The sequence below is a fragment of the Variovorax sp. YR566 genome (assembly GCF_051992195.1).
Lineage (GTDB): Bacteria > Pseudomonadota > Gammaproteobacteria > Burkholderiales > Burkholderiaceae_C > Variovorax.
In genome coordinates this window covers 5,122,548-5,148,620 of sequence record NZ_CP197092.1, presented here as the reverse complement: position 1 = coordinate 5,148,620, position 26,073 = coordinate 5,122,548, and the positions used below count along the sequence as shown (strand labels likewise).

The 26,073-nt window shown below is 62.9% G+C and carries 23 protein-coding genes; 15 read left to right on the top strand and 8 right to left on the bottom strand.

Features of this window, described 5'->3' with window-relative positions; genetic code table 11:
- The first annotated feature begins 54 nt into the window (after positions 1-54).
- Positions 55-1,323: a phage integrase SAM-like domain-containing protein gene (locus ACTG4X_RS24110; protein WP_440532084.1), complete on the top strand. Its 1,269-nt coding sequence runs from the start codon at positions 55-57 to the stop codon at positions 1,321-1,323.
- A gap of 310 nt (positions 1,324-1,633) precedes the next feature.
- Positions 1,634-2,695, top strand: coding sequence for a hypothetical protein (locus ACTG4X_RS24105; RefSeq protein WP_440532083.1), 1,062 nt, complete (start codon positions 1,634-1,636; stop codon positions 2,693-2,695).
- A gap of 131 nt (positions 2,696-2,826) precedes the next feature.
- Here the strand turns inward: ACTG4X_RS24105 and ACTG4X_RS24100 are convergent, their stop codons facing one another.
- Complete coding sequence (locus ACTG4X_RS24100) at positions 2,827-3,237, bottom strand: hypothetical protein (RefSeq protein WP_440532082.1); 411 nt, start codon at positions 3,235-3,237, stop codon at positions 2,827-2,829.
- 18 nt (positions 3,238-3,255) lie between these two features.
- Entirely contained in the window at positions 3,256-3,762 is a 507-nt protein-coding gene (locus ACTG4X_RS24095; RefSeq protein WP_440532081.1) for a hypothetical protein, read from the bottom strand.
- Positions 3,763-3,884: 122 nt separating this feature from the next.
- Between ACTG4X_RS24095 and ACTG4X_RS24090 the strand changes: the two genes are divergently transcribed.
- Positions 3,885-4,238 carry a helix-turn-helix domain-containing protein gene (locus tag ACTG4X_RS24090; RefSeq protein ID WP_440532080.1) on the top strand — a complete coding sequence of 118 codons (354 nt, stop codon included), beginning with the start codon at positions 3,885-3,887 and terminating at the stop codon, positions 4,236-4,238.
- Between the two features lie 926 nt (positions 4,239-5,164).
- On the opposite strand, the gene ACTG4X_RS24085 is transcribed toward ACTG4X_RS24090, so the two are convergent.
- Together ACTG4X_RS24085 and ACTG4X_RS24080 are read right to left on the bottom strand one after the other, a co-directional pair.
- Positions 5,165-5,707 carry an NYN domain-containing protein gene (locus tag ACTG4X_RS24085; RefSeq protein WP_440532079.1) on the bottom strand — a complete coding sequence of 181 codons (543 nt, stop codon included), beginning with the start codon at positions 5,705-5,707 and terminating at the stop codon, positions 5,165-5,167.
- 18 nt (positions 5,708-5,725) lie between these two features.
- Entirely contained in the window at positions 5,726-6,007 is a 282-nt protein-coding gene (locus ACTG4X_RS24080) for a hypothetical protein (protein WP_440532078.1), read from the bottom strand.
- Positions 6,008-6,083: 76 nt separating this feature from the next.
- On the opposite strand from ACTG4X_RS24080, the gene ACTG4X_RS24075 reads away from it, so the two are divergent.
- Positions 6,084-6,293 carry a DUF2158 domain-containing protein gene (locus ACTG4X_RS24075; protein ID WP_440532077.1) on the top strand — a complete coding sequence of 70 codons (210 nt, stop codon included), beginning with the start codon at positions 6,084-6,086 and terminating at the stop codon, positions 6,291-6,293.
- A 166-nt stretch (positions 6,294-6,459) separates the two neighbouring features.
- Here the strand turns inward: ACTG4X_RS24075 and ACTG4X_RS24070 are convergent, their stop codons facing one another.
- Entirely contained in the window at positions 6,460-7,401 is a 942-nt protein-coding gene (locus ACTG4X_RS24070) for a LysR family transcriptional regulator (RefSeq protein WP_440532076.1), read from the bottom strand.
- A gap of 112 nt (positions 7,402-7,513) precedes the next feature.
- On the opposite strand from ACTG4X_RS24070, the gene gstA reads away from it, so the two are divergent.
- Positions 7,514-8,125 (top strand): glutathione transferase GstA, encoded by a 612-nt coding sequence (gene gstA, locus ACTG4X_RS24065; protein WP_440532075.1) that lies wholly within the window; start codon positions 7,514-7,516, stop codon positions 8,123-8,125.
- A gap of 132 nt (positions 8,126-8,257) precedes the next feature.
- Positions 8,258-8,638: an HU family DNA-binding protein gene (locus ACTG4X_RS24060; protein WP_093051666.1), complete on the top strand. Its 381-nt coding sequence runs from the start codon at positions 8,258-8,260 to the stop codon at positions 8,636-8,638.
- 72 nt (positions 8,639-8,710) lie between these two features.
- Here the strand turns inward: ACTG4X_RS24060 and ACTG4X_RS24055 are convergent, their stop codons facing one another.
- Positions 8,711-8,920, bottom strand: a complete 210-nt coding sequence (locus tag ACTG4X_RS24055; protein WP_093051663.1) for a hypothetical protein — start codon at positions 8,918-8,920, stop codon at positions 8,711-8,713.
- A gap of 163 nt (positions 8,921-9,083) precedes the next feature.
- On the opposite strand from ACTG4X_RS24055, the gene ACTG4X_RS24050 reads away from it, so the two are divergent.
- Positions 9,084-9,557 carry a hypothetical protein gene (locus ACTG4X_RS24050; protein WP_440532074.1) on the top strand — a complete coding sequence of 158 codons (474 nt, stop codon included), beginning with the start codon at positions 9,084-9,086 and terminating at the stop codon, positions 9,555-9,557.
- 96 nt (positions 9,558-9,653) lie between these two features.
- Positions 9,654-11,480 carry a bifunctional metallophosphatase/5'-nucleotidase gene (locus ACTG4X_RS24045; protein WP_307614941.1) on the top strand — a complete coding sequence of 609 codons (1,827 nt, stop codon included), beginning with the start codon at positions 9,654-9,656 and terminating at the stop codon, positions 11,478-11,480.
- Here ACTG4X_RS24045 and ACTG4X_RS24040 read toward each other — a convergent pair.
- Positions 11,464-12,159, bottom strand: a complete 696-nt coding sequence (locus tag ACTG4X_RS24040) for a DUF418 domain-containing protein (protein WP_440532073.1) — start codon at positions 12,157-12,159, stop codon at positions 11,464-11,466. The genes ACTG4X_RS24045 and ACTG4X_RS24040 overlap by 17 nt on opposite strands.
- Positions 12,160-12,394: 235 nt before the next feature.
- Here ACTG4X_RS24040 and ACTG4X_RS24035 point away from each other — a divergent pair, with 235 nt between their 5' ends.
- Positions 12,395-12,979 carry a BPSL1445 family SYLF domain-containing lipoprotein gene (locus tag ACTG4X_RS24035; RefSeq protein ID WP_440532072.1) on the top strand — a complete coding sequence of 195 codons (585 nt, stop codon included), beginning with the start codon at positions 12,395-12,397 and terminating at the stop codon, positions 12,977-12,979.
- Positions 12,980-12,992: 13 nt separating this feature from the next.
- On the opposite strand, the gene ACTG4X_RS24030 is transcribed toward ACTG4X_RS24035, so the two are convergent.
- A complete protein-coding gene (locus ACTG4X_RS24030; protein ID WP_440532071.1) occupies positions 12,993-13,838 on the bottom strand; it encodes a plasmid replication/partition related protein in 846 nt (281 codons plus the stop codon).
- Positions 13,839-14,107: 269 nt separating this feature from the next.
- Here ACTG4X_RS24030 and ACTG4X_RS24025 point away from each other — a divergent pair, with 269 nt between their 5' ends.
- The 6 genes from ACTG4X_RS24025 to ACTG4X_RS24000 all read left to right on the top strand — a co-directional run bounded on the left by ACTG4X_RS24025 (position 14,108) and on the right by ACTG4X_RS24000 (position 26,068).
- Positions 14,108-14,629 carry a sigma-70 family RNA polymerase sigma factor gene (locus ACTG4X_RS24025; RefSeq protein ID WP_093051649.1) on the top strand — a complete coding sequence of 174 codons (522 nt, stop codon included), beginning with the start codon at positions 14,108-14,110 and terminating at the stop codon, positions 14,627-14,629.
- A 48-nt stretch (positions 14,630-14,677) separates the two neighbouring features.
- Positions 14,678-14,947: a DUF4880 domain-containing protein gene (locus tag ACTG4X_RS24020; protein ID WP_440532070.1), complete on the top strand. Its 270-nt coding sequence runs from the start codon at positions 14,678-14,680 to the stop codon at positions 14,945-14,947.
- A gap of 148 nt (positions 14,948-15,095) precedes the next feature.
- Positions 15,096-15,326, top strand: coding sequence for an MbtH family protein (locus ACTG4X_RS24015; RefSeq protein WP_093051643.1), 231 nt, complete (start codon positions 15,096-15,098; stop codon positions 15,324-15,326).
- Complete coding sequence (locus ACTG4X_RS24010) at positions 15,326-16,084, top strand: thioesterase II family protein (protein WP_440532069.1); 759 nt, start codon at positions 15,326-15,328, stop codon at positions 16,082-16,084. Before ACTG4X_RS24015 ends, ACTG4X_RS24010 begins: the two co-directional genes overlap by 1 nt.
- Before the next feature lie 58 nt (positions 16,085-16,142).
- The gene (locus ACTG4X_RS24005; protein WP_440532068.1) at positions 16,143-21,440 is read left to right on the top strand and encodes an amino acid adenylation domain-containing protein; all 5,298 of its coding nucleotides are present in this window, start codon (positions 16,143-16,145) and stop codon (positions 21,438-21,440) included.
- Positions 21,440-26,068 (top strand): SDR family NAD(P)-dependent oxidoreductase, encoded by a 4,629-nt coding sequence (locus tag ACTG4X_RS24000; RefSeq protein WP_440532067.1) that lies wholly within the window; start codon positions 21,440-21,442, stop codon positions 26,066-26,068. The genes ACTG4X_RS24005 and ACTG4X_RS24000 overlap by 1 nt, the downstream gene beginning before the upstream one ends.
- The last annotated feature ends 5 nt before the right edge of the window (positions 26,069-26,073 follow it).

Below are 26,073 nucleotides of genomic sequence, written 5' to 3'. Positions count from 1 at the left end.
AATGACTTGCAAGGGCTTTCGTCTTTGGGCTGGTAGCAGTTTTGGTAGCAATCTATGCTGAAACTGCCTGTGTACCTCAGGGGGCACACTTACTACTTTCACACCCGCATTAGTGGGGTTCAGTTCAAGCGCAGCCTTGGAACGAGCGACCCCCTCACCGCTAAACTGCGAGCAATCGAGTTCTTGCGTGTGATTGATATGCACAAACCCAAGCTGGAAGACTTCAAGTTCGACGGTGTTGACCCGTCGAAGTATGAAATCGATTTGTCTCGGGGTATCGCCAACGCTACGGACCCGGCAGACCACAAGCGCCTCATGCAAGCTCTGAAGCTCATGGCTAAGGCTGCGCAAGGCCCACAGCCTGCGGCTGTCGTTGAGCCCCTGAAGGTGGCCGATCCCACAGGGGAGGGCGCGTTGACGCTGCCCGGGTTGGTGGGCAAGTTCTTCACCCTGAAGAGCACCTTGAGCGACGCAACGAAAACAGACTACACCGCCACGGCCAAGGAGTTGGATGAGTTCTTGAAGGGGCCTGCGCTGCTGGACATTGGCGAAGACAGTGTCACCAAGTACATGGAGTTCCTGGCTGCGCGTGGCAACACGCCGCGCACGATTGATAAGAAAGTCGGCGCCGTTCGTGCGTTGTTCAACTTCGCCAAAAAGCAGAAGCTCTTCAAAGGCGAGAACCCGGCAGCAGATCGCAACTTGCTCACGCGCAAGCAAAAGAATGCGGCAGGCTCCAAGCCCTTCGATCTGGCTGACGTTCAGACGCTCCTTGGCAATGCCCAGTTCTCGGGCCAGCGCTCCAAGGACCCGGCGTTCTACTGGATCACCACGCTGGGCCTGATCACGGGTGTTCGCGTGTCGGCCTTGGCTGCGCTCACCAAGGCGGCTTTCAAAATCTCACCGGCTGGCACTCACTATATTTATATCGACAAGGACAAGACTGATGCAGGCAAACGGCCTGTGCCGCTGCCCAAGGAATTTTTCGTTCCTCTGTTCGAGTTCGTGAAGTCCAGCGGCGGATTTAATTTCCAAGAAAGGCCGGACGGAAAGGGGGCGAGCGACCCCGTTCGCAAGCTCCTGGACGCGCACAAAAAGGAAATTGGCTACGAAGGCGGCAAGCAAACTTTCCACAGCTTTCGCAAGACCTTCAATAATTTTCTGATGCACAGCAAGGTGCCGATTGAAGCTCGCTGCCAGATCATTGGCCACGAACTGGACCATGTCAACGTTCAGGTTTACGGCCAAGAGTATTCGCTGGAAGAGCTCGCAGAAATGGTCGTCCCGCGCCAAAAAGAGTTGCTGAAAATTATTGGATTCTGATTCGATTTTCTTTTTCAATTGAAAAGAAAGCGGCAACTGAAGTGTTGGAAATTCGGGAGAATTTTCAATGCGTAAGGCGTCAGGGTTTTGGTGTTGTTAACTCACGAACCCGAAGGGCCGTCCACAGATTTATTCTGTGGTCGGGTGAGTTATCAACACGGGGCCAATTTTGGCCCCTGCTCCCGGCAGGGCCGACGCTTCTAACCGAAGGGCAGAAGCATAGTCGGTCTCTATGCTTTGCAATATGGCGATAATTATTATATAATGAAGGCTAGAGTAACCACAACAAAAATAATAACAAGGAGGCAGGGTGTTTCAATTCATACACATAGAGTGCTACGCACGGGAGGCGGGCAAGGGTAAAGCAGGCAATAACACAGTGGATAAAGTGGTGGCGGAAAATGACCGAGACGAGGGCAATTGCCCTCACGTCGAGCGGCCGATGCCACCGATAATTCGCTACGGAGTAAGCGCAAAACAAGCTGGTGAATTAGCGAAAAAATGGGCGAAAAATGCCAAAGATGCAAGCGGAAAACGGCTGAGAAAAGACGGTTTATGTCTTGCCGCCGGTGTGATTTCGTATAAAAATACCGGGAAAAATTGGGACAAATTTCGCGAGGATTGCATTGATTGGTTGCATTCCCAATACGGTGATCGACTGAAGTCCGTGATTGAACATACGGACGAAGGCCACCCGCATATCCATTTTTTGGTGGTGCCAAGAAATGGCGAACGCTTCGAAGCGATTCATCGAGGCAAGGCGGCAGCCGCCGAAGCCAAGGCCACCGGAAAATACAAGGGCGGCCAGAACCTCGCCTATATTGAAGCCATGCGAGATTGGCAAGATGAGTTCTCGCGCGGCGTGGCAATGTGCCACGGGATGACGCGAATTGGCCCAAAGCGCAGACGATTGCCTAATGCGGCCTGGAACGCTGAACAGCAGCAAGCAGAATTTTTTGCGGACGCAGCGGCGCAGGCATCCGCGATCAGGCGCAAGGTATTGCGCGAGGCCAGAAAAGAAGGGCAAAAGGAGATTGAGCGGATTAAAACAGAAGCCGCTGAGATAGGAAATAGAATCGCGGAAGTGGCCAAAACCGCTATTAGCGCGCTTCACGCGCCAACGATCCGAGCGAAAAAAGCGGCCGAAAAAGCGGAGGCCGATAAGAAGAGAATTCTTGAAAAAGCCAAAGAAGATAGAAAAGCGCTTGAAGAACGACTAAAGGCGAAAGCAAAATTTGAGATTGAGGCTCTCCAGGGCGAGCTAGACCGGCAAAAACGAATTGCCGAAAGCTACGAGCGAGATTTTGAGAGAATTTTGCCCGCCGAGCAGTTTCTGCAGCTGAAAAGGCAAAAGCAATTGGAGTATAGATAAACCCCGTGGGCTTGATTTCTTTGAAAAATATGTTTCAATAATATTGACCGAGCCGAAGTATGAGCCAAAGGTGCCCTTCGGGGAAAATAAAAAAGCCGCTGTGAAGCGGCTTTTTTATTGGGCTAAATGGGTTAACGAGGAGTCAATCCATAGTTCTGGCTTTCGTCATCCTGCCAGCCTTGAACTCCAACCTTTCCATTGAAAAGCTGTTGAACACCGCCGCTACCGTCTTTCTTGATCACCAAACGGATTTTTTCGCAGTTGGCAAAACGAGGAGTCGGCGTGATCATAATGGCGAGATTATTTTCGCTCACCTCCGCGGGCTGTGCGGTCGAGTAGCAGCTAGGAGCCGTGTTGCCACGGATACGGAAGGTGTACCCGTCTTTCTCCTTGAAAAGCTCTGCCTTGTTAACGCCAGAAGTGGGGCGCTGAGTGCCGCTGGCCGGGCTGGTGCTCTGCATTTTGTAATCCCACTCCTGAGACTCTGCGGCCTGTGCTGCAAACGAGCCAAGAGCGAGCGAGAGAACGATAAGGTTTTTCATATTGAATAGCTAGGTTGATTAATTCCAACGGGTGCCAGAAGCGGCGCGAATTTCGTTGGCTATAGCTTCTGCAAGGTGCAAGGGGACATATTTTGTAATTTTCACCTGCTGACCGTGCGTATTGGCATAGACATAGGCCGTGCCTTTGGGGTTGCTTGCGGCAGTTTCGTTGGCGGTGCCAAGGTCGTCAATATCTTGGTAAGGGAGATTTTTCCCATCGAACGATAGACCCACATTAGGAGTGATTTTTAGAGTGCCAGTGGTTTTAAGAATTTGTTTAATGGCGAAATAGAGCAAGAGCATTGAGGCCAAAGGCCATGCGACAAAAAATAATTTTTCGGATTTTGCCAAGAGCAGAATAGGCGAACTGACTGCACAGGACGCTGGCACCAAAATAAGAAAAATCAAAAATCCAAATGCGCCCGCACCCTTGTGCGAGCCCCAGCGCTCAGCCTTATAAGAAATTTCGACCGTGCCGTTGGCACCATATTGTTTCTCGTAGCCCTTAGCGAAGCTGGTTTCCATGGGGTCCCCTAAGTTGAAAGATTTGCAACAGGTTGTCTACCTGCTGGGTGGATTCCAACCCATGAAGTCCTTCACGTCAAGAGGTTGAGTCTCAACCATATGGGTTGACTAGGAGAACCCCCGTGAATGCAGACGAAGAAACCACACTTGCGAAGGCTGTAGGCACAGCTCTAGGCCAGAGCCGTGCCGCAGCAGGCTTCACCCAAGAGCAGGCAGCAGAGGCGCTAGGGATAGGTGCTGAGGCTGTCTCGCGCATAGAACGAGGGGTTGTGATTCCCTCTCTGCCCAGGCTCACGGAGTTTGCAGAGCTCTACAACTGTCCAGTTGAGAGCCTTCTAGGTAAGGCGGCGGCCCAACCGACTGGTTTGGCTCTCACAATCGCGGGAATGCTCGGGAATCTAGGCAGGGCTGACCGCCAGTTTGTGTATTCCCTGATCGAGACCTCTTGCGAGCACTTGAATTCGCGAAAAGCGTGATTTTTCGATTTCGCCATTTTTTGTTCTCTATTTGAATGGGAGAACTCAATGCATATCGGGAATGGTTTTGAGTTGCAAATACCCCGGAACTTGTTCTTTGTATCGGTTGCCTGAGCCTTTGTCTTCACCGTGCTATCACACGGTACGACAAAGTCTTACCCTAACCCAAATAAATAAAATTTGAGCGGGACTTGGTCGGCGTGTGATAGCTACCACATAGCACGAGTGAAGAGCGCATAGACCGTCTTCAACTTTCCAGTTCGTGAGGTTCTATCTCACAGTAGCGGGGTCTGGTGATTGTCTTCCCTGTGGCTTTGCTACTAATCCATTCTGGCCACTTGCCCATTGCTGGGTTCCAACCGTTCTTGCGCTGCTCCAACCCCACGCAGTTAGATTTAATTTCGGGGTTCCTCTGCTAGCAAGCTCTAATCAAGCCGTTGGCGTCTATATTGAATCGGGAGTGGGGGTGCAGAGAACAAGTTCCTGAAGAAGAACAACTGCACACTCACTGACGCGTAAAAATAGTGATCAATAGATAAATCGTATTTTTCGATTTGTCAACCTGCAAAACAAAAAAGCCAGAACTTTCATTCTGGCTTTTTTGCACTATTGTCAAAACGCGTCAGCGAGCTTGACAAGCGAGAGAATAAATGATAATTCCAATAAAGTCAAGATATTGGGAGGAATATGACAACAAAAGAATTGCAAGACTATTTTTATACGAGACTTTTAGCGGAACTGTATCGGTGTATGGCCGAACTAACTGCCACCGGTGGAAGGGACATACAAGACGATCTGGTCAGTTGCTTCAATTACTATCTACCTGCACTGAGTCAACCGCCAAAACTCAGTTTTGAACAGAAAATTGCAAAAGGGCGGACCCTTCAAGCTTAATTTTCAAGCTGCGGCACATGACGCTGGGTTAATTAGAGCCTTAAATGATCGAGATGGGCGTCAAGGCTTACAAAGCGCGAGGCGGCGTCTCTGAGTTCCCGGGACGCGTGATCCCAGAACACTACCTCTACAAAATAGCCGTCCTTCTTTAACTCGTTTATGGTTGGGACGTAATCAGCGTCGCCTGCGACCAGGACAAACACGTCCTCGCTAACTTTGCCATTTTTGTATGCGTCCTTGGTCAGGAGCGTCGCAATTCCGGTGTCGATCTTCTTTTCTTTATTTCGGATATTTCTGTCTTCAAGGTGCAATTCAAATCCGGCTCTCTTTGCATATTCCCAGATTCCGTCGTTAGGAGGTGGGCGAGAGCCAAATAATGCCGCACGTTTTAGCGTGCGTTTGTCTTGGCCACAAAGAAATTCGTGTAGCTTTCCAAAGCTAATTGTGTACCCGTGGTCAAATATTCTGTTATCTATCGCGTCACGAATGTCGGTTGCCAGCCCTTGCCTCACTGCGCTTGCTCGCCGCCCTTCAATGTAGAGATTGGAATTATCCACATAAACATAATCTGCCATGGTGCTTCCAATTTATTTTTAATGGCTCTTCCAGTTATCCACGAGCCATTTTTTCACATTCACGCGACTGCGAAGGTTGCCTGGCAAATGATCGCGAATCATTTTCTCAATCTTCGTGCCAGTCTCTTTGTTGACTAGCTTATGCTCCGCAGCAAAGGAGTTAATGAAATCCAGGATTTCATATCCTTCTTTGCGGTTCAACTCATCGTTATCTGGGGAGCCTGTCTTCTTTGGGTTGTCCCCGGCAGAAGCTTTCCAGTCATAGGCATAAACGAGATCCGATTTAGACAGCAAAGCCATAAAAACCTCCTTGTGGTCAATCTATAGTAGCATTTGGCTACTCGGATTACGAGCTGTTTTAACCTAGGAGAAACCCATGAGTGATATCAAAGCCGGTGACACCGTGAAGCTCAAGTCTGGTGGTGTGATCATGACAGTTGAGTCTGTTAGTGACGACGAGGCGTACTGCGTGTGGCAAGACGGTGCGAAGTCAGTGAGCCACACGTATAACTTGGTAGTTCTGCAGAAGTACGTTCCTTCGAGCGTCACAGCAGTAGTTGCATCTAGAGGCCCTCGTCGTTTGTGAGGTAGCATGTCCGCACTCGGTTTTTCGAGTGTTTTTGCTACCACCCCTAGCAAAATCAACGACTTACAACGGTTTGGGCAGTCCCGTCCACTCCGCCAGTCAGAAGCCCTTGCAGCTCAATGAGTTGCAAGGGCTTTTCACTTTCTGGCCTCCCCACGCAATTACTTCATCTTGCTGCTTCGGGGCGTGTCACGCCTGCGAGTTGCTGCTCGTTCGACAGCAGGAAGTCGATGAAGGCGCGCACGCGCCGAGGCATCGCCCGGCTCGCGGGATAGACCAGTGATGCGAGCTTTGGTGCGGGCTCGAAGTCTTGCAGCAATCTTTCGAGCCGGCCATTGGCGAGGTGCTCGCCCACAACGAACATCGGCAGGTGCGCGATGCCCAACCCGGCCACCGCCATTGTCGCGAGGTGGTGCATGTCGTCCGACCGCACTGCGGCTCGTGGCTCGATCTGCAGCGGGCCTTCCGACGCCTTGAAATTCCACGGATCCTCGCGACCATCTGGCCGCGTGTAGGCCATGCATCGATGCTCAAGAAGCTCTTCGGGCCGTGATGGCCGCGACATCTCTTTGAAACAGGCAGGTGCCGCAACGGTGACGAACTGACCGTATCCAAGCGGCCGCGCCACAAGGCTCGAGTCGGGCAGGGCGCCCACCGCGATCGCGACATCCAGTCCCAGGTCGAAGATGTCTGACAGCCGCATGGTCGACACGATCTCGATGCGCAGCTTCGGATGCCGCGCGAGCAGTGCTGGTAGCAGCGGCGCCACGAGAAACGTTCCGAAGAGCGGCGGCAACCCCACGCGCACCGTGCCGGCCACCGCGCGCGTGCCCGCGCCAGCTTCTTCCGCCGCTTCGGCCAGCAGGTCGAAGGCCCGCGCACAACGCTCGTGAAACGCCATGCCTTCCTCGGTCAGATGCAAGGCCCGCGTCGTGCGCGCCAGCAACTGCACGCCGAGATCGCTTTCGAGCCGGCCAATGGCCTTGCTCACGGCCGATGGCGTCATCGCGTGCAGTGCCGCTGCGGCGGTGAAGCTGCCCGCATCGGCCACGGTCACGAATACGCGCGCATCGGCCTCCGAGATTGGCAACTCGTGAGTCCGGCTCATCAATCTTGTGCCCTCAACCCGCTTTTTCATGAAGCCCCTCGCGGCCACCATTCGTGGCGTGCACATCGATCACGTCAACACAACCCCGTCTGACCACCAACAGGAGCCGATCATGAAACTCTTCTACAGCCCCGGTGCTTCTTCATTGTCCCCGCACATCGTGCTGCGCGAGGCTGGTCTGACCGCGGAGATGATCCGCGTCGACCTCGAGACCAAGACGCTGCCCGCCACCGGACAGAGCTATCTGCCGATCAACCCCATGGGCAAGGTGCCCGCGCTCGAATTCGACGACGGCGCGGTGCTCACCGAAGGCCTTGCCGTGCTGCAATACCTCGCCGATCTCGCGCCAGCCTCGCGGCTTGCGCCGGCTGCCGGCACCATGGCCCGCTATCGCCTGGCCGAAGCCCTGAGCTTCGTGGCGACCGAACTGCACAAAGGCTTCGCGCCGATGTTCGATCCCGACGTGCCGGCAAGCTACAAGCACAGCCTGATCGCGGACACACGCGCCTTCGATCGCATCGCATCGCTGGTGCAGCCGGGGCCGTACATCCTCGGCGAACACTTCACTGTCGCGGATGCGTACCTCTATCCGATCCTGCGCCTCGGCCGTCATGCGGGACTTGATTTTTCCTCATGGCCGGCGATAGGCCACTACATGGAACTGGTTGCGAAACGCCCCTCCGTGCGCGCCGCTATGCGGGCCGAAGGCCTCATCGAAGACTGATCGATGAAGGCCTGAAGCGACCGCGTTACATCCGGGCTCTCGCAGTCGAATAAACTCCGCCCCGCTTGCAGCTTGTATTCGTGCTGCGCCGCCATAGGCAACATGGCGAAATCAAACCTAATAGGAACTCAGTTGAACCGCATCGAACTCGTCGAAAAAATCGTCACCGCCCACAACGTCAGCAAGGCAGAAGCTGCGCGCATTCTCGAGACCGTTACCGGCTCGATCGTCGCCGCAGTGAAGAAGGGTGACCCCGTCCAGATCGTCGGCTTCGGCACTTTCAAGCAAGTGGCGCGCGCCGCACGCTCGGGCTTCAACCCCAGCGCCGGCACCAAGATCAAGATCGCCGCACAGAAGGTGCCGAAGTTCGTGCCGGGCGCTGCCTTCAAGGCCGCCGTGGACCCGAAGGCTGCAAAGCGCAAGGCCGACAGCAAGGCAGTGGCTGCCAAGCCCGCAGCAGCGAAGAAGGCCGCAGCACCCGCCAAGAAGGCCGTGGCTGCCAAGAAGAAGTAAGAAGCTGCGAATGCAGAAACAAGAACGGCCCCTCGGGGCCGTTTTTATTTGGTGGCGCATTTATGCGCCGCTTCAGTCGGGTTCGATCACACCTTCGCTCAGATAGCGCTGGTATTCGGCAATGGGAATCGCCGTCGTCTGCGTGCTGCCGCCATCGCCCCAACTCAGCACGGCGCTGTCGGGCGCCAACTGGACCTCTATCGGCCCTTGGGGAATGAGGATCAGGGGGCCGTCGCCGGCCCGGTATTCGACATTTCCTGTGACTTTCGCGTTCGCTGCCATGGTTTCGTTCCTCGGGATGTTGGGGAATGCGGGGGCGGGCCTCAAGCGTATCGGATATGGCGACTCGTGGGGTATCGCGCTGCGGCGATGCGTGTAGGCGAACGTCCATCGGAAGCGCCCGTCACATCGGCGTAACGCGCGGCGTGGCACGCTCGCGCTTCGAATGACGAAGCGTTTCAGAATTCTTGTTGCTGTGTCGGTGGCCTGCCTGGCGATCCTGGCGGCAGCCGTCGCGTGGCGACTGACTGCCGGCAGCGATGCGCAGGCTCGCGTGGCGGATGCAGCCCCGTCGCTAGAAATCCGCTGGCACGGCGGCGGCATCGTGCTGCAGGGCGCGGTGCAGGACGTCGCCACGCAGCACGCACTGGCGGACGGCGCAGCCGCGCGCCTGGGTGGTGAGAGCGATCAGGTGACCGACTGGCTCGACATCACGCCAGCGGCGCTGCCGGTGGCCGATGCCGCATCGCTCGCCCGGCTCATCCTTCTAGGGCAGGAAGGCTGGCACCTGCAGCGGCGGCCGACCGAGGGCTGGCTCGCCGTGCAATCGCTGACCGACGAGCGCAGCGTGCAGGCAAATGCGCTGCTGCAGGCCGCCTTCGGCCCTGGCGTTGCGATGCGTCTCGTGCTCCTGCCCTGAGCGGGCGATCTCCTTGCGGGTTCAAGGGGCCTTCACGGCGCCGTCATGTGCCGTCCCCAGCATCCGCTGCATTCAAAACAGAGGAGAGAGGTTCCCATGCATCCATCGTTCAAGCGCCTTGCCGTTGCCGGCGTGGTGGCCGCCACCCTGACTGCCTGCGGCGGCAGCGACAACTCAAACAATTTCATTCCTTTCGTGCCACCGCCCGCGGCAACCAACCCGCCGCCGGCGTCGCCCGCCGTGCCTGGCACCATGGACGTGAAGCTCATCGCCTTCAACGACCTGCACGGCAACCTCGAGCCGCCGAAGCTGTCGATCAGTGCGCCTGCCAAGGGCGGCGGCACGGTGCCGGTGCCCGCCGGTGGCGCGGCCTACCTGGCCTCGGCCATCGCTTCGCTGAAGGCCAAGAACCCGAACAACGCGGTGGTATCGGCCGGCGACATGATCGGCGCCTCGCCGCTGGTCTCGGCGCTGTTCCTCGACGAGTCGACCATCGAAGCCGTGAATGCGATGAAGATCGACTTCAACGCGGTCGGCAACCACGAGTTCGACAAGGGCCAGACCGAACTGCTGCGCATGAAGAACGGCGGCTGCGCGAAGAACACCGCGCTCGAACCCTGCCGCGTCAACAAGAGCTTCCCGGGCGCCAACTTCGGCTTTCTCGCGGCCAACACCGTGAAGGGCGACGGCAACACGCTGTTCCCCGCCACCGGCATGAAGACCTTCACGAAGGACGGCGCCACAGTGAAGGTGGCGTTCATCGGCATGACGCTGAAGGGCACGCCGAACATCGTGACGCCTGCCGGCGTCGCGGGCCTGACTTTCAAGGACGAGGCCGACACCGCCAACGCGTTGATCCCGCAGCTGAAGGCACAGGGCGCGGACGCCATCGTCGTCGTCATCCATGAAGGCGGCACCACCACCGTGGGCTACAACGACAAGAGCTGCGCCGGCCTGAGCGGCGACATCCTGCCGATCCTCAACAAGCTCGACACCTCGGTCGACATCGTGATCTCGGGTCACACGCACCGCTCGTACGTGTGCGACTACGGCAAGACCAACCCGGCCAAGCCCTTCCTGCTGACCAGCGCCGGCCAGTACGGCACGCTGCTGACCGACATCAACCTGACCATCGATACCCGCACGCGCAAGGTGACGGCCAAGGCAGCCGACAACGTGATCGTGCAGGGCGAGGCCTACACCAGCGGCACCACCACCGTCGCGCTGACCGATCAGTACCCGACCTTCGACAAGAACCAGGAAGTGGCTGCGCTCATCAACCAGTACCTCACCATCGCCGGACCGCTGGTGCAGCGCGTGGTGGGCTCGCTCACCGCGACGGCCACGCGCACGCTGACCGCATCGAAGGAAAGCGTGCTGGGCAACCTGATTGCCGACGCACAACTGACAGCGACCAGCCCGGCCGGCAAGGGCGCCGCGCAGATCGCCTTCATGAACCCGGGCGGCGTGCGCGCCGACCTCGCGCCCGCCGGCGACGGGAGCGTGACCTACGGCCAGATCTTCGCCGTGCAGCCTTTCGGCAACAGCCTGGTGGTGAAGACCATGACCGGCGCGCAGATCAAGGCCGTGCTGGAGCAGCAGTTCAACAGCGGCTCCAACACCGTGGCCGCGCCGAAGGTGCTGCTGCCCTCCGCAGGGTTCACCTACAGCTACAGCACTTCGGCGCCCGCTGGCTCGCGCATCAGCAACTTGTCGCTCAACGGAACCGCGATGGCCGACGGCACCAGCTACCGCGTGACGATGAACAGCTTTCTGGCTACCGGCGGTGACAACTTCACCGTCTTCAACCAGGGCACGGACACGCTCGGCGGCGATCAGGACGTAGACGCCCTGGAGGCCTACATCAAGGCGAACAGCCCGCTGACACCACCGGCGACGAACCGCATTACGGTTCTGCCCTGAGCGGTTGCTGGCGAAGGGGGCGGGCCGCGTTCAGCTGGCCTGTCTGCCGGGACGACCAACGCGCCAGCCACCAGCAACTGAGCATCGCCTGCAGCACGGCGATGCCCAACAAGAAGCCGAAGCTCGGCCCGAGGGCGTAGAACAGGCCCAGCCCGAGCAGTGCCTGCGCGAGCCAGTTCGCCAGCGCCATGCACCCCATGGGCGAGAGCTTGCGCAACCAGTGCCGCCAGCGGGTCTGCTGGAACAGCAGCACGAAGGCCGCCATGCAGAAAAGGCTGAGTGCGATCTGGTGCAGCAGGCGCATCACCCTGACACCCGCGCCGCCGGAGTCCCACAACATCAGCGGCGCGGTCGTGGCCAAGCTCACGACGAGCGCCACCTTCAACAGGCGAACCCAGAGCCGCCGGTGGGCGACGGACTCCTGCAGCATGCGTCGAACGGGCAGGCGTATGGAGTTGGGCTTCCCCCCAGGCCGCACCGCCTGCATCGCGAAGCCCAGGCCGAAGAGCAGGGCGAGCAGCGCGATCGACGTCACGATGAATTCGAGCAGTGAAGAACTGCGCAGATTGAACAGTGGTACGCCGAACAGCGCGAAGCCGCGTAGCGAGTCCAGCAGTTCAAGGCGGCGGGTGCTACCGGCGCCTGGGTGGCGCGACGGCCTTGCGAGGTCGAATGTCATGGGGGTGCGCAAAGTGGGGTCGCTGCGATGCTATGAATCTGCATTGCACGAACATTGCGTTTGGGCCGCCTCCAGGCCGGCCCCGGGCGCACCGCCGTTCGCCGATGCCGTGACCTTGCGTAGGCCGATGTCTCCAACCCGATTTGTGCCGGTTTTGCAGACTTAGCATGAGCAAATCTGCTGTCGAAGGCAGAGATTTCTTCGCCGACTCATGTTCTTTGCAAAGGATTTCGTCATGAAAACCATGAACTTCCGCATGCTGGTGCTTTCATCCGCCGTGGCGGCGTGCAGCCTGGCCTTTGTCGGGTGCACCACCACGCGACCGCAGGATCAGTCCAGCAGCGCGTCTTCGCGCACTTCCATCGACGCCCAGGTCGATGCCTCGCTGTCCAAGCTGTACGACTCCGTGAGAGGCTCACGCGAGCTGGTCGCCAAGTCGAGCGGCGTGCTGGTGTTTCCTGCCGTGATGGGGGCCAGCTTGGGCGTGGGCGCTGAATACGGCCGGGGCGCCTTGCGCGTGAACGGGCGCACGCAGTCGTACTACAGCACCACCGCCGGGTCGGTGGGCTTCCAGGCGGGTGCGCAATCGAAGGCGGTGATCTATCTGTTCACCACGCAGGCGGCGCTGGACAAGTTCCGCAGCAGCAAGGGCTGGACAGCGGGCGCTGACGCCACTGTGGCGCTCGCGACCATCGGGGCCAACGGCAGCATCGACACCAACACGCTGCGCCAGCCCGTGGTGGGCTTCGTGATGACGAACGTGGGGCTGGAAGCCGGCGTCTCGCTGTCGGGCGCGAAGATCAGCGAAATCCAGCCGTAGCAGGCTGCTGGGCTCAGTGGCCGAGCCGGGCCTGCAGCTCGGCCACTTGTTTGCGCAGGGCCTCGTTCTCGGCTGTGAGTTCGGCCACGCGCTGTTCCAGCGCCTGCACCGCATCCGGCCTGGCTTGTTGTTGTGCGTCGTCCAAATGCGCTTCGGCGGACTCCTCACGCGGCTTCTTCTTCGATTCGCGCACGCGCTTGGCGGCCTGCTTGAGTTCGTCCTTGCCGGCGTTCGCGGCCGAGACCTGCTCCTCGGCCGGCAGCGTGGCCACGGCAGCTGCGGTGTTGATCGAAATCACGCCCGACTTCACGGCTGCCACCAGTTCCGGCGCGGCCTGCTTCTGGATCTTTTCGATCATTCCGACCTGGCTGCTGCTCAGGCGTGCAGCCTTGGCGATGGCTTCGCGGCTGCTCAACGGCGCGGGTGGCGGCAGGGTGGGGGCTGACGCACTGTCGTCCGGCGAGCCGTCGGCGGGGGGATCGACGTCGAACGGGGCGTCGGACGCCGAGGCTGGCTCAGCAGCGACGCGGCTGCGCTGCTTGTCGACGATGTCCTTCTTCCGCAGCGCCAGCACGCCGCGCAGGAAATCCGAAATGCTGCGCCGGCCAAGGTGCTGGTCGATCATCCAGAGATGCACGTCCTCGATAGTCTTGAAGCGCGTGTTCTGCACCGTCTTGAACGGCAGGTCGTGTTTCTGGCAGATGCCGTAGCGGTTGTGGCCGTCCACCAGCACGTCGCCCCACAGCACCAGGGCGTCGCGGCAGCCCTCGGCCAGGATGCTGCGTTCCAGCGCTTCGTGTTCCTCCGGCGTCAGTGGGTCGATATAGGCTTTGAGTTCTTCGTTGACGACGATGTTCATGAGGGGCGGGAAGCGGAACGGGGCAAAGGGGCGGAATTTTAGATGCGCCCGGCCGGCGGCTTTCGAGACGTCGTCCGGGTGTCTCTGTTTGGTGCATCCAAACGTCTATAGAGGTAAGGACACAGTCGCAAATTTGCGCTGTCATCCTTTTGTAAATATTAATGATTCTTATTTAAATATGTGGCCGGAGAGCCGCAGCCACGCCAATGCGCCCGACGCGCGCCGTTCCGAATTTCGACGCCTGGCCCCAATCTGGAGTTGCTCAAAAAATGCTGTCACTCACGTCCGAATCTTCTCTGGGAGATGTTTTCGTCGCCAACCGGGCCCAGCTTCTGCACGTGGCCCGCAGGATCGTCCGCACCACGGACCTTGCCGACGATGTCGTGCAGGACGCCTATCTCCGCATTGCCGACGGCGCCTGCGACCGCAAGGTCGACAAGCCCATGGGCTATTGCTGCCAGGTGGTGCGCAATCTCGCACTCGACCATTGCCGCCGCCAGTCCCTCGAAGCCACCTACCGCACCTTCGACGTGGACGTCGAGACGCTCGATGTCCCGGGACCAGCGTCGCCGGACCGCGTGATGCGCGACCGGCAGGCTGTCGGCCTGATCGAGAAAGCGCTGTCGGCGCTGTCCCCGAGGACGCGCGTGGCCTTCCAGCTCTACCGTCTCGAAGGCCTCACGCAGCGCGACATCGCGGCGCAGATGGGCTGCGCGCTCGGGCTCGTGAACCGCCTGATTGCCGAGGCGGACGAAGCCATCGGCGCGATGCGTCACCTGATCAAGGATTGACGCAGAGAAACTCTCGTGCCGCTTCGTGTAAGGTAAAACCGTACACGCATGGCACAAGAGCAAGACGACCTCATCTGGCGCACCGCATGGGACTGGGTGCGGCGCGAGCACGACCGCGAGAATTTCGGCGAAGGTTCGCGTATCGAAATGGTGGCGTGGCTTCTCGCCGACCCCGCCCACCGCAAGGCCTACGACAAGGCGGCCCGCCTCTGGCTGCTCGCGGGCCTCGTGCCACCCACCATCGACGTCGATGCGTGGAAGAAAAACCGGAACCGGGCATCCCCCGAAGACGCAGCACCCAGCGACGACGACGCCTGATCGTCGCCAGCGCGCCGCCTGGCCGCTCCCCGCACCGGGGTGAACAGATTCGGTCCCGAATCGTCATGTTGATCAGAAGCCCAGCAATCGGCCACCCACCGGCCCGCTTGCCCGCCTGCTTCCTCAATCAACCGCACAAGGACCGCCCATGTCTACCAGCTGCTTCGATCGCGAAGACGAAACCTTCATCGTCCTGGTCAACCAGGAAGACCAGTACTCCATCTGGCCGCACTGGAAGGCCGTGCCCAGCGGTTGGAAGGCTGTCGACGGGGTAAAGGGCGACAAGAAGACCGCGCTCGATTTCGTCGAGAAGAACTGGACCGACATGCGCCCCAAGTCGCTGCGCGACTGGATGGCCGCGGAAGCTGCCGCAAGCTGATGGCCGGGTCGGCGAGGGTTTCGCTGCTGTGCCTGCCCTGCGCGGGCGCCAGCGCGACGATGTATTTGCGCTGGCGGCATCAGCTGCCGCGCTGGATCGAACTCGTGCCTGTCGAATTGCCGGGCCGGGGCATGCGCATGGGCGAGCGCTTTGTCGAAACCTACGATGCCCAGGTCGCGCGGATCTGCGCCGAGCAGGCGAACGCGATGCACGGCAGCTTCGCGATCTTCGGGCACAGCATGGGCGCATTGCTGGCCTATGGCGTCGTGCAGCGTCTGCGTGCGCTCGGCCGCCCGTTGCCGCTGGCGCTTTTCGCGTCGGGCAGTTCCGCGCCGTCTCAGCGCGACCTGAGCCGCCTCCCCGACACGCATGACGAAGCCGCGCTGATTGCCGATCTGCGCAAGCAGGGTGGCACCCCCGAAGAAGTCTTCGCCAGCGCCGAGCTGATGCGCATCACCCTCGACACGCTGGGCGCGGACTACCGCGTGTGCCAGAGCTTCGAATACACGGCCGATGCGCCGCTGCCCATGCCTCTGCATGTCTTCGCGGGCCGACAGGACGACATCGACGCGGCGCGCATCGAGGCCTGGTCGGCGCACGCCGGCGGCGCGTTCACGCTCGACTGGTTCGATGGCGGCCACTTCTTCATCCGTCAGCACGAGGCGGCCTTCCTGGCTGCACTGACGCGCCGTCTGGGGCAGGCCATGGCCGGCAGGCATCAAGGCTCATTGCATGGGCATCGACTTGACGCGGCATGAGTGAACGCTGCCGGCCCGGTGCCGGCTGCGCCCCTACTAATTTTCTGGAGTGAGCGAGATGGCAGACACGGCAGCAACGACGGTGAATCTGGGGCATCACCCGGTGTCCGCAAACTTCGTGGAACACCTGCGGGCATTGGCGCAAGGCCGGCCGGACGACGTCTGGCTCACGGTGGCGGGCGAGGCGGATGGCGCCTACTTCGAGAAGCCGATCACCTACGCCGTTTTCGAGTCGCGCGTGCGCGCGCTGGCGGCCCGCCTGCAGCAGCAGTTTGCGAAGGGCGAGCGCGCCCTCGTCATGCTGGACAACGATGACCATTACGCGGTGAGCATGCTGGCGTGCTTCTACGCCGGCGTGATCGCGGTGCCGGTGTTCCCGCCCGAATCCATGCGGCCGCAGCATCTCGCGCGGCTGACGGGCATTGCGCAAGACTCGCAGGCGCGCTGCGTGCTGACCTCGGCGGCGATGCGTGCCGCGATGAGCGGCGCGGCCGATGCGTTTGCGCAGGCCGAGATGATTGCCGTCGACGAGGTGAGTCCCGCGCTCGCCGATGCATGGATGCCGTTCGCGCCCGCCGCGGACGATGCTGCGTTCCTGCAATACACCTCCGGCTCGACCTCCGCCCCCAAGGGCGTGATCGTGACCCACGGCAACCTCATCGCCAACGAGCGCGCCATTCGCGACGGCATGGGCATCGGGCCGGACGACAAGTTTGTGTCGTGGGCGCCGCTCTATCACGACATGGGCCTCATCGGCGGCCTCATGCAGCCGCTCTACAGCGGCATTCCGCTGGTGCTGACCTCGCCGCGCTATTTTCTCGAAAGCCCGGTGCGCTGGCTCGAACTGATCTCGCGCCATCGTGCCACCCTGAGCGGCGGCCCCGACTTTGCCTATCGCCTCTGCCTCGACCGCGTGAAGGGCGCGCGGCTCGCGGGGCTCGACCTCTCGTCATGGCGCGTCGCCTACACCGGCGCCGAGCCCGTGCGCGCAGACACCGAAACCGAATTCATCGAGCGATTCGCGCCCGCAGGCTTCGGCCCCGACGCCGTGTATGCCTGCTACGGCCTCGCGGAAGCGACCCTGTTCGTCACCGGTGGCCGACGCGGCGCCGGGCTGGTCGCGCGCACTTTCTCCGCCGATGCGCTGGCCAGGGGCGAGGGCGTGGAAAGCACGCAGGGCGCGATGCTGGTCGGCTGCGGCGCCGCGCCGGAAGGCCACGACGTACGCATCACCGACCCCGATTCGCTGGCCGCGCTAGACGCTGGCCGGGTCGGTGAAATCTGGGCCAGCGGCCCGAGCATCTGTGCCGGCTACTGGGGCAAGGAACGCGAAACCAGCGAGACCTTCGCCATGCATGAAGGGCAGCGCTGGCTGCGCACCGGCGATCTCGGCTTCATGCACGGCGGGCAGCTCTATGTGACGGGCCGCATCAAGGACCTGATCATCGTTCGCGGGCACAACATCTACCCGCAGGACATCGAACGCACCGTCGAAACCGAGATCGAGGCCGTGCGCAAGGGGCGGGTCGCCGCATTCGCGGTGTCGGGGCCGGATGGCGAAGGCATAGGCGTGGCAGCGGAAGTTTCGCGCAGCATGCAGAAGCTCGTGCCGCCGCACCTGCTGGTCGATGCACTGGGTGCGGCGGTCAGCGAGGTGTTCGGCGAGGCGCCGTCCGCCGTGGTGCTGCTCAACCCGGGCGCGCTGCCCAAGACTTCGAGCGGCAAGCTCCAGCGGCAGGCGTGCCGCGCGGGGCTTGCGGCGCGCAGTCTCGATGCGTACGCAATCCACGAGCACGGCGTCTTCACGCACGGCGGCAGCGGGTCTTCGATTCCGGCGGAAGCACCTGTGCTCGACGAAGTCGGAGAAGCGGTCTCGGCCATCTGGAAGGAAGTGCTCAAGTGGCCCGTAGACCGTGCGTTGGCGCACGACGCGCACTTCTTCACCTCAGGCGGCAATTCACTGGCCGCGGTTCAAGCGTGCGCGCGTATCGCCCGGCACTGGAACATCGAATTCGAGCTGCGCGACCTCTTCGAGCAGCCCCGGCTGAACGCTTGCGCGGCCATCGTGCGCAGCCGCAAGGACCGTCCGGGCCGCGTGCCCGGCATGGCGGCCATCGAGCCGCTGTCCGCCGAGCGCCGGCTGCAGCCCTTGCCGCTGTCGCACGCACAGGAGCGTCAATGGTTCCTGTGGAGGCTTGCGCCGCAGAGCACGGCGTACCACATGAGCGGCGCGCTGCGCCTGTCGGGCACGCTGGACGCCGCCGCGATGCATGCCGCGTTCGAAGACATCGCCGCGCGCCACGAGTCGCTGCGCACGGTATTCCTGGCAGGCGCTGACGGCACGGCAGAGCAGCTGATCAGCCCGTCGTGGGCACCGCTTCTGAACCTGGTCGATCTGCGTCACCTCGCGGCCAGCGAGCGCGAAGCACGTGCCGCAGAAGAAGCGCAGCGCCTGTATGCCGCGCCCTTCGACCTGACGCAGGGGCCGTTGCTGCGCGTGGCGTTGATCCGCCTGTCGGACACCTCGCACCTGCTGGTGGTGGTGATGCATCACATCATTTCCGACAGCGCGTCGATGCAGGTGCTGCTCGATGAACTGGCGGCCGGCTATGCCGCGCGGCTGAAGGGCGATGCCCCGTCGCGCCGCGCTGCGCCGCGTATCCAGTACGTCGATCATGCGGCGTGGCAGCGCAACTGGCTCGCCGCGGGCGAGGCCGGGCGGCAACTGGCCTGGTGGCGCGCGCAGCTCGGCGAAGAACATCCTGTGCTGGCGCTGCCGATCGACCGTCCGCGCACGGCGCAGATCGGCTATCGCGCGGCACGCCACAGCGTCGAAGTGCCCGGGGCACTGCTGGCTGGCTTGCGCCAGGCCGCGGCTACCGAGGGCGCCACGCTGTTCATGGTGCTGCTGGCCGGCTTCCAGGCGCTGCTGCACCGCTACACCGGGCAGGAAGACATCCGCGTCGGCGCTCCGGTGGCCAACCGCAGCCGTGTCGAGGCGGAAAACATCATCGGCTTCTTCGTCAATACGCTGGTGTTGCGCAACCGGATCGGTGGGCGCATGCGGCTGTCGGATGTCGTGGCGCAGGCGAAAGAAGCGGTGCTGGGCGCGCAGACGCATCAAGACCTGCCCTTCGAGCAATTGGTCGAAGCACTGCAGCCGCAGCGCAGCCTGAGCCAGAGCCCGCTGTTCCAGGTGATGTTCAACCATCTTGTCGAAGACTATCGGGCGTTGGCGCAGCTGCCGGGGCTCGAGGTTGCGCACCATGCGCTGCCCGACGGAACTGCGCAATTCGAACTCGTGCTGGAAGCCCGCGAGACACCCGATGGCCGGTTGACGCTGGGGCTGGTCTACGCGGCGGAGCTGTTCGATCGGGAGACGATCGAGCGGATGGCTGGGCACTATCTGTCGGTGCTGGAGGCATTGACTGCCCAGCCTGAACTGGCAGTGGGCGATGTGGCGCTGGTGGGTGCTGCGGAGCGTGCGCAACTCGCGGCTTGGAGCGAGAACCCGCACCGCCATGAGGGCGCACAACCCGTGCATCGCCAGATCGAGGCGCATGCGAAGTCGAAGCCGCAGGCGCCTGCTTTGGTCTTCGGCGATGAAGCCCTGAGCTATTCGGAACTCAATGCCCGGGCGAACCGGCTGGCGCACCGCCTGATCGGCATGGGCGTAGGCCCCGATGCACTGGTGGGCATCTGCGTGGAGCGCTCCACCGAGATGATGGTGGGCATCCTTGCAGTGCTCAAGGCAGGCGGCGCCTACGTTCCCCTGGACCCCGAGTACCCCGCAGACCGCCTTTCCTACATGGTCGAAGACAGCGGCATCGCATTGCTGCTGACCCAGAGCCACCTGCGAGATCTCATCCCCGGTGTCGACGCATTGCAGGTGCTGGAACTCGACACCCTCGATACAGCGTCCGAGTCCGAGGCCGATCCGCAAGTCAGCCTGCACGGCGAACACCTGGCCTACGTCATCTACACCTCAGGCTCCACAGGCCGCCCCAAGGGCGCAGCCATCCGCCATTGCTCGCTGTTCAGCTGCATGGCCTGGATGCAGGAGTTCTACACACTCGCAGGTGCAGACACGGTCCTGCACAAGGCCCCCTTCGGCTTCGACGTGTCGGTCTGGGAGATGTTCTGGCCGCTGACATCAGGAGCCAGACTGGTCATTGCCAATCCGGGCGATCACCGGGATCCGGTGCGCCTGGTCGAACTCATCCAGAAGCACCAGATCACGACACTGAACTTCGTGCCCTCGATGCTGCAGGCCTTCCTGGCCTACGAGGGCATCGAAGCAACGACGAAGCTCAAGCACATCATCTGCGGCGGCGAGGCCATGCCCGCAGCCACGCAGAGGGAAGCACTTCAGCGCCTGAGCGGCGCCACGCTGCAGAACCTGTACGGCCCGACGGAGACGACGATCCATGTCACCCAGTGGACGTGCCGGGACGACGGCAGCAGCCAGGTGCCGATCGGGAGGCCGATCAGCGAGACGCAGGCGTATGTGCTGGACGCCAGCCTGAACGAGGTGCCGGCGGGCGTGGCGGGAGAGCTGTACCTGGGGGGCATCAACCTCGCACGGGGCTACCTGAAGCGGCCAGCACTGACGGCAGAGCGCTTCATCGCAGCGGCCAACGGAAGCCGGCTGTACCGCACGGGCGATCTTGTGCGCTGGAACAACGAGGGGCAGCTGGAGTACCTGGGGCGCATCGACCACCAGGTGAAGGTGCGGGGCTTCCGCATCGAGCTGGGGGAGATAGAGGCGCAGTTGCAGGCGCAGCCCGAAGTCAGGGAGGCGGTGGTCGTTGCGAACGAAGGCCCCGCAGGAGCGCGGCTCGCGGGCTACGTCTCGGGGCAAGGCATAGACACCGCAACGCTGCGAGAGCGCCTTGCAGAGGCGCTGCCCGACTACATGGTCCCAAGCGTCATCGTCGTGCTCGATGCCCTGCCACTGAACGCCAACGGCAAGGTAGACCGCAAAGCGCTCCCCACCCCAGCCATCACCAGCGACAAGCCCTACGAGGCCCCGCAAGGCCCCATCGCCGAAACCATAGCCGCCATCTGGGCCGAAGTGCTGCAGATGGACAAGGTCGGCACTCACGACAACTTCTTCGATCTCGGCGGGCACTCGCTGCTGCTGGTTCGCGTGCACCGCCTGCTCGAAGACAGGCTGCGCACCACCGTCGCACTGGTCCAGCTTTTCAAGTACCCCACGGTCGGTTCGCTGGCCCAGTGGATGGCGCGCGGCGCCGATGCACCCGCGGCGTCGTCGCCCACGGCCGGCGACGACCGTGCGCTGCGCCAGCGCGCCGCCTTGCTTCAACGTCGCAAATCCGCGGAAAGAGTCAACTGATGAACACCCTCAACGAGCAGGCCGCGCAGGCCGATGCAGCCACCGGCATCGAGATCGCCATCGTCGGCATGGCGGGGCGCTTTCCGGGCGCTGAAGATGTCGATGCGTTCTGGCGCAACATCCGCGACGGTGTGGAGTCCATAGCCGGCTTCACCGACGAGCAGCTGCGCGCGCAAGGCATCTCGCAGGAACTGCTCGACGATCCGGCCTACGTGAAGGCGGGCGTCCAGTTCAAGGGCTTCGACCAGTTCGACGCCGGCTTCTTCGGCTACTCGCCGCGCGAAGCCGAGTATCTCGACCCGCAGCAGCGCATCTTCCTGGAGTGCGCATGGGCCGCGCTCGAGCATGCCGGCTGCGACGCGCATACCTGGCCAGGCAAGATCGGCGTGTACGCGGGCGAGGGCCCCAACCTGTACCTCATGCGGCACCTGCTGCCCGCATTCGGCCTGGGCGACGGACGCGGCATTGCCGACCTGCTGGGCCTCATGAGCGGCAACTCCGGCGGTTCGCTGTGCACCCGCGTGGCCTACAAGCTCAACCTGCGCGGCCCGGCAGTGACGGTGCAGACCGCCTGCTCGACCTCGCTGGCCGCGGTGCACACAGCCTGCCAGGCGCTGCTGGGCTACGACTGCGACATGGCGCTGGCCGGCGGCGTGTGGCTCAACCTGCTCCAGGACGGCGGCTACCTCTACCAGGCTGGCGCCATCCTCTCGCCCGACGGCCACTGCCGCGCCTTCGACGAGAAGGCCGCGGGTACGGTGATCGGCAGCGGCGCGGGCCTCGTGGTGCTCAAGCGCCTGGACGACGCGCTGCGCGACGGCGACACCATCCACGCCGTCATCAAGGGCACGGCCGCCAACAACGACGGCGCCGACAAGGTCGGCTTCACCGCGCCCAGCGTGAACGGCCAGGCCGAAGTCATCCGCGCGGCGCAACTGATCGCTGGCGTGACGGCCGAATCCGTCGGCTACATCGAGGCGCACGGCACGGGCACGGTGCTCGGCGACCCGATCGAGCTGGCCGCGTTGACGCAGGCCTTCCGTGCCGATTCAGATCGCACCGGCTACTGCGCCATCGGCTCCGTCAAGACCAACGTCGGCCACCTCGATGCGGCGGCCGGCGTCACCGGCCTCATCAAGACGGTGATGGCGCTCAAGCACAAGACGCTGCCGGCCAGCCTGCACTACGAGCGGCCCAATCCGCAGATCGATTTCGCGGCGAGCCCGTTCTACGTCAACGCCGCCACCAAGGCATGGCCCGCGGGTGCCGCGCCGCGCCGCGCGGGCGTCAGCTCGTTCGGCATCGGCGGCACCAATGTGCATGTGGTGCTCGAAGAGGCGCCGGCCGCGAAGCCGGCCGAAAGCCCGTCCAGCTGGCAGGTGCTGCCGCTGTCGGCGCAGAACGCCGCCGCGCTGCAGGAGGCGGGCCGGCAGCTCGGTCGCTATCTCGAAGCATCTGCCGGCCAATCGCTCGCCGACATCGCGCACACCTTGCAGAGCGGCCGCCGCCCGCTGCCGCTGCGCGCGGCCATCGTCGCCAACGGCCATGCCGTGGCTGCGCAGACCCTGCTGTCGCCCCAGGGCGGCTTCGAGCAGGTGATGCGCGCGCCGGCTACCGCGCCCGAGGTCGCCTTCCTGTTCCCCGGCGGCGGCACGCAGCACGCCAACATGGGCGCGGCGCTGTACCGCGACGACCCGGTGTTCCGCGGCGAGGTCGACCGCTGCTGCGCCCTGCTGAACGACGCGATGGGCATGGACCTGCGCCAGCTGCTTTACCCCGCAGCCGGCGCCGAAGTCGCGGCCGACCAGAAGCTGTCGTGCATCGAGTACACGCAGCCGGTGCTGTTCATCGTCGAATACGCGATGGCGCGCGCCTGGATGGCGCGCGGCGTGCAGCCCGCCGTGATGCTGGGCCACAGCCTCGGCGAGTACGTGGCCGCCTGCCTGGCCGGCGTGTTCAGCCTGGAAGACGCACTGCGCATCGTCACCACGCGCGGTCGCTTGATGCAATCGATGCCCGCCGGTGCCATGACGGCCATCGCGCTGACCGAGGCCGAACTCGCACCGTTCCTCCAGGCCGGCTGCGACATCGCCGCGATCAACGGCCATCAGCTGTGCGTGCTCGCGGGGCCGTTGCTGGCCATCGAAGCGGCAGAAAAGCAACTGCTCGCCGGTGGCCTGATGCCGCGCCGCCTGCACGTTGCCATCGCTTCCCACTCGGCCATGACCGAGTCCATCGTGGCCGAACTGCAGCAGGTGGTTGCCTCGGTGCCGCGCCATGCGCCGCGCATTCCTTTCATCTCCAACGTCACCGGCCAGCCGATCACGGCCGAGCAGGCGGTGGACCCGGCCTACTGGGGTCGCCATCTGCGCAGCACCGTGCGCTTTGCCGACGGACTCGCCGCGCTGCTGGGCGTGGCCGGGCGCGTCGTGCTCGAAGTGGGCCCCGGCGAAACGCTGGCGGGCCTCGCGCGCCAGCATCCGATGGCCGGGTCGGCCGCAGGCATCTGGGCGAGCCAGGCGCATCCGCAGCAGCAGGCCCGCAACGAGCGGCAGCTGGCCAGCGTGACCGGCGCGCTCTGGTGTGCCGGTGTCGAGATCGACTGGGCCGCCTGCCGCGCGGGCCAGCCGCGCCGCCAGGTGCCGTTGCCTACCTATCCGTTCCAGCGCCAGTCGTACTGGATCGAGGCGGGCACATTCGAGGGCAGCGCCAAGGCAGGGCCGGCAGCCGACGCCTTCTACGTGCCCACCTGGAAGCGCACTGAGCCGCTGCTGGCGGTGCACACCCCCGCGCCGACCGGCACCTGCACGCTGGTGTTCGGCGAAACGCGCAGCCTCACCGATAGCCTGATCCGCCACCTGCACCGTGAGGCCGACGCGCATCCCGTGGTCTGGGTGGAGCAGGGGCCGGGCTTCGTCGAGATCAGCCCGCGCCACTACGCGGTGCGCCCCGGCGAGCGCGCCGACCACGAGCAGGTGCTGCGCAAGGTGCAGGCCGAGCTGGGGCCGGTCTCGAAGATATATCACCTGTGGAGCGTGGACGACGAGCGTGCAGCGCCTTCGCAGTCGAGCGAGATGCTGGAGCGCGGCTTCTTCAGCCTGCTGGCCCTGGCGCAGGCCCTCGACAGCGCGTCGGCCGGCAGCGAGCGCAAGCTGGCGATCCAGGTCGTCACCAACCAGATGGAAGACGTGAGCGGGCTGGAGCCCCTGTGCCCCGAGAAGGCCACGCTGTTCAGCCTGGCCAAGGTGATCGGGCAGGAGTATCCGCACATCGACAGCCGCGTCGTCGATGTGGTGCTGCCTACAGCCGGCAGTGATGCCGAGGCATGGCTGGTGAAGCAGCTCGCGGCCGACATGCCGGCGCGCCACGACGAGCCGCTGGTGGCGTACCGCGGCCCGCATCGCTGGGTCAAGGCCTACGAGCCGCTGGCGCTGCCTGCGCCAGGCGCGGGGCCGCAGCAGCGGCTGCGCACCAATGGCGTCTACCTGATCACCGGTGGCCTCGGCGGCGTGGGCCTTTCCGTGGCGCGGCACCTCGCCAAGTCGTGGCAGGCGAAGCTGGTGCTGTTCGGACGCACGCCGTTGCCCGAGCGCAGTACCTGGGAGGCGCTGGCCGCATCGCCGGAGCAGCCGGCGGCATTGCGCCAGAAGCTGCTGCAGCTGCTCGAACTCGAAGCCCTTGGCGGTGAAGTGCTCGCGTTGTCGGCGGACGTGGTCGATGCCGCGCAGATGAAGGCGGCCACCGCGCAGGCCCGGCTGCGCTTCGGCGCCATCCACGGCGTGATCCATGCGGCGGGCCATGCCAGCAGCGGGATGATCGGCCAGCGCACCCGCGCCATGGTCGATGCGGTGTTCGCGCCTAAGCTGCGCGGCACGCAGGCGCTGCTCGAAGCGGTGCGCGAAGACGCACTCGATTTCGTGCTCTTCTGTTCATCCATTTCCAGCATGGCCGGCGGCCTGGGCAAGAGCGACTACGCCGCGGCCAACGCGTACCTCGATGCACTGGCCGCGCAAGTGCAGCGCAGTGCGCGCCACGCGGTGTTTTCGGTCAACTGGGACGCCTGGCGCGACCTTGGCATGGCCGCTGGCATGGTGCTGCCCGAAGGCGTCGGCATGGACGGCCCCGAAGGCGCGCTGGCGCTGGAACGCATCGTCAACGGCCCGGCGTTCTCACAGGTCGTGATCTCCACGACCGACCTGACGCAGCGCCTTGGTGAGCTCGACAGCGGCATGCTCGAGCTGATCGAGTCCGGGCCGCTGGCCCACGCCGCGCGCGCGGGCCGTCGCAACCACCCGCGCCCCGCGCTCGACACGCCCTACGTCGCGCCCGACGGCGACCTCGAGACCGGCCTTGCCGCCGTCTGGCAGGACATGCTGGGCATTACCGCCATCGGCATCCACGACAACCTGTTCGAGCTGGGCGGCGACTCGCTGCTCGCCATCCAGATCCTGGCGCGCGTGCGCAAGGCTTACGAGGTCGAGCTGCACCCGGCCGCCTTCTTCAAGGCGCCAACCATCGCCGACCTGGCCCTGCTGGTCGAGACCCGGCTGATCGAAGAAATAGAGAACAGCGAGAACGGCGACCCGGCCGATGCCGCCACACCGGACCGACTGTCCGCCACCGTCTGAAACAA

What these genes read in the sequence shown, in the direction of transcription:
- ACTG4X_RS24110 (WP_440532084.1), top strand. Translation starts at nt 55, where the DNA reads ATGCTGAAACTGCCTGTGTACCTCAGGGGGCACACTTACTACTTTCAC.
- ACTG4X_RS24100 (WP_440532082.1), bottom strand. Translation starts at nt 3,237, where the DNA reads ATGAAAAACCTTATCGTTCTCTCGCTCGCTCTTGGCTCGTTTGCAGCA.
- ACTG4X_RS24095 (WP_440532081.1), bottom strand. Translation starts at nt 3,762, where the DNA reads ATGGAAACCAGCTTCGCTAAGGGCTACGAGAAACAATATGGTGCCAAC.
- ACTG4X_RS24085 (WP_440532079.1), bottom strand. Translation starts at nt 5,707, where the DNA reads ATGGCAGATTATGTTTATGTGGATAATTCCAATCTCTACATTGAAGGG.
- ACTG4X_RS24080 (WP_440532078.1), bottom strand. Translation starts at nt 6,007, where the DNA reads ATGGCTTTGCTGTCTAAATCGGATCTCGTTTATGCCTATGACTGGAAA.
- ACTG4X_RS24075 (WP_440532077.1), top strand. Translation starts at nt 6,084, where the DNA reads ATGAGTGATATCAAAGCCGGTGACACCGTGAAGCTCAAGTCTGGTGGT.
- ACTG4X_RS24070 (WP_440532076.1), bottom strand. Translation starts at nt 7,401, where the DNA reads ATGAGCCGGACTCACGAGTTGCCAATCTCGGAGGCCGATGCGCGCGTA.
- gstA (WP_440532075.1), top strand. Translation starts at nt 7,514, where the DNA reads ATGAAACTCTTCTACAGCCCCGGTGCTTCTTCATTGTCCCCGCACATC.
- ACTG4X_RS24055 (WP_093051663.1), bottom strand. Translation starts at nt 8,920, where the DNA reads ATGGCAGCGAACGCGAAAGTCACAGGAAATGTCGAATACCGGGCCGGC.
- ACTG4X_RS24050 (WP_440532074.1), top strand. Translation starts at nt 9,084, where the DNA reads ATGACGAAGCGTTTCAGAATTCTTGTTGCTGTGTCGGTGGCCTGCCTG.
- ACTG4X_RS24045 (WP_307614941.1), top strand. Translation starts at nt 9,654, where the DNA reads ATGCATCCATCGTTCAAGCGCCTTGCCGTTGCCGGCGTGGTGGCCGCC.
- ACTG4X_RS24040 (WP_440532073.1), bottom strand. Translation starts at nt 12,159, where the DNA reads ATGACATTCGACCTCGCAAGGCCGTCGCGCCACCCAGGCGCCGGTAGC.
- ACTG4X_RS24035 (WP_440532072.1), top strand. Translation starts at nt 12,395, where the DNA reads ATGAAAACCATGAACTTCCGCATGCTGGTGCTTTCATCCGCCGTGGCG.
- ACTG4X_RS24030 (WP_440532071.1), bottom strand. Translation starts at nt 13,838, where the DNA reads ATGAACATCGTCGTCAACGAAGAACTCAAAGCCTATATCGACCCACTG.
- ACTG4X_RS24025 (WP_093051649.1), top strand. Translation starts at nt 14,108, where the DNA reads ATGCTGTCACTCACGTCCGAATCTTCTCTGGGAGATGTTTTCGTCGCC.
- ACTG4X_RS24020 (WP_440532070.1), top strand. Translation starts at nt 14,678, where the DNA reads ATGGCACAAGAGCAAGACGACCTCATCTGGCGCACCGCATGGGACTGG.
- ACTG4X_RS24015 (WP_093051643.1), top strand. Translation starts at nt 15,096, where the DNA reads ATGTCTACCAGCTGCTTCGATCGCGAAGACGAAACCTTCATCGTCCTG.
- ACTG4X_RS24010 (WP_440532069.1), top strand. Translation starts at nt 15,326, where the DNA reads ATGGCCGGGTCGGCGAGGGTTTCGCTGCTGTGCCTGCCCTGCGCGGGC.
- ACTG4X_RS24005 (WP_440532068.1), top strand. Translation starts at nt 16,143, where the DNA reads ATGGCAGACACGGCAGCAACGACGGTGAATCTGGGGCATCACCCGGTG.
- ACTG4X_RS24000 (WP_440532067.1), top strand. Translation starts at nt 21,440, where the DNA reads ATGAACACCCTCAACGAGCAGGCCGCGCAGGCCGATGCAGCCACCGGC.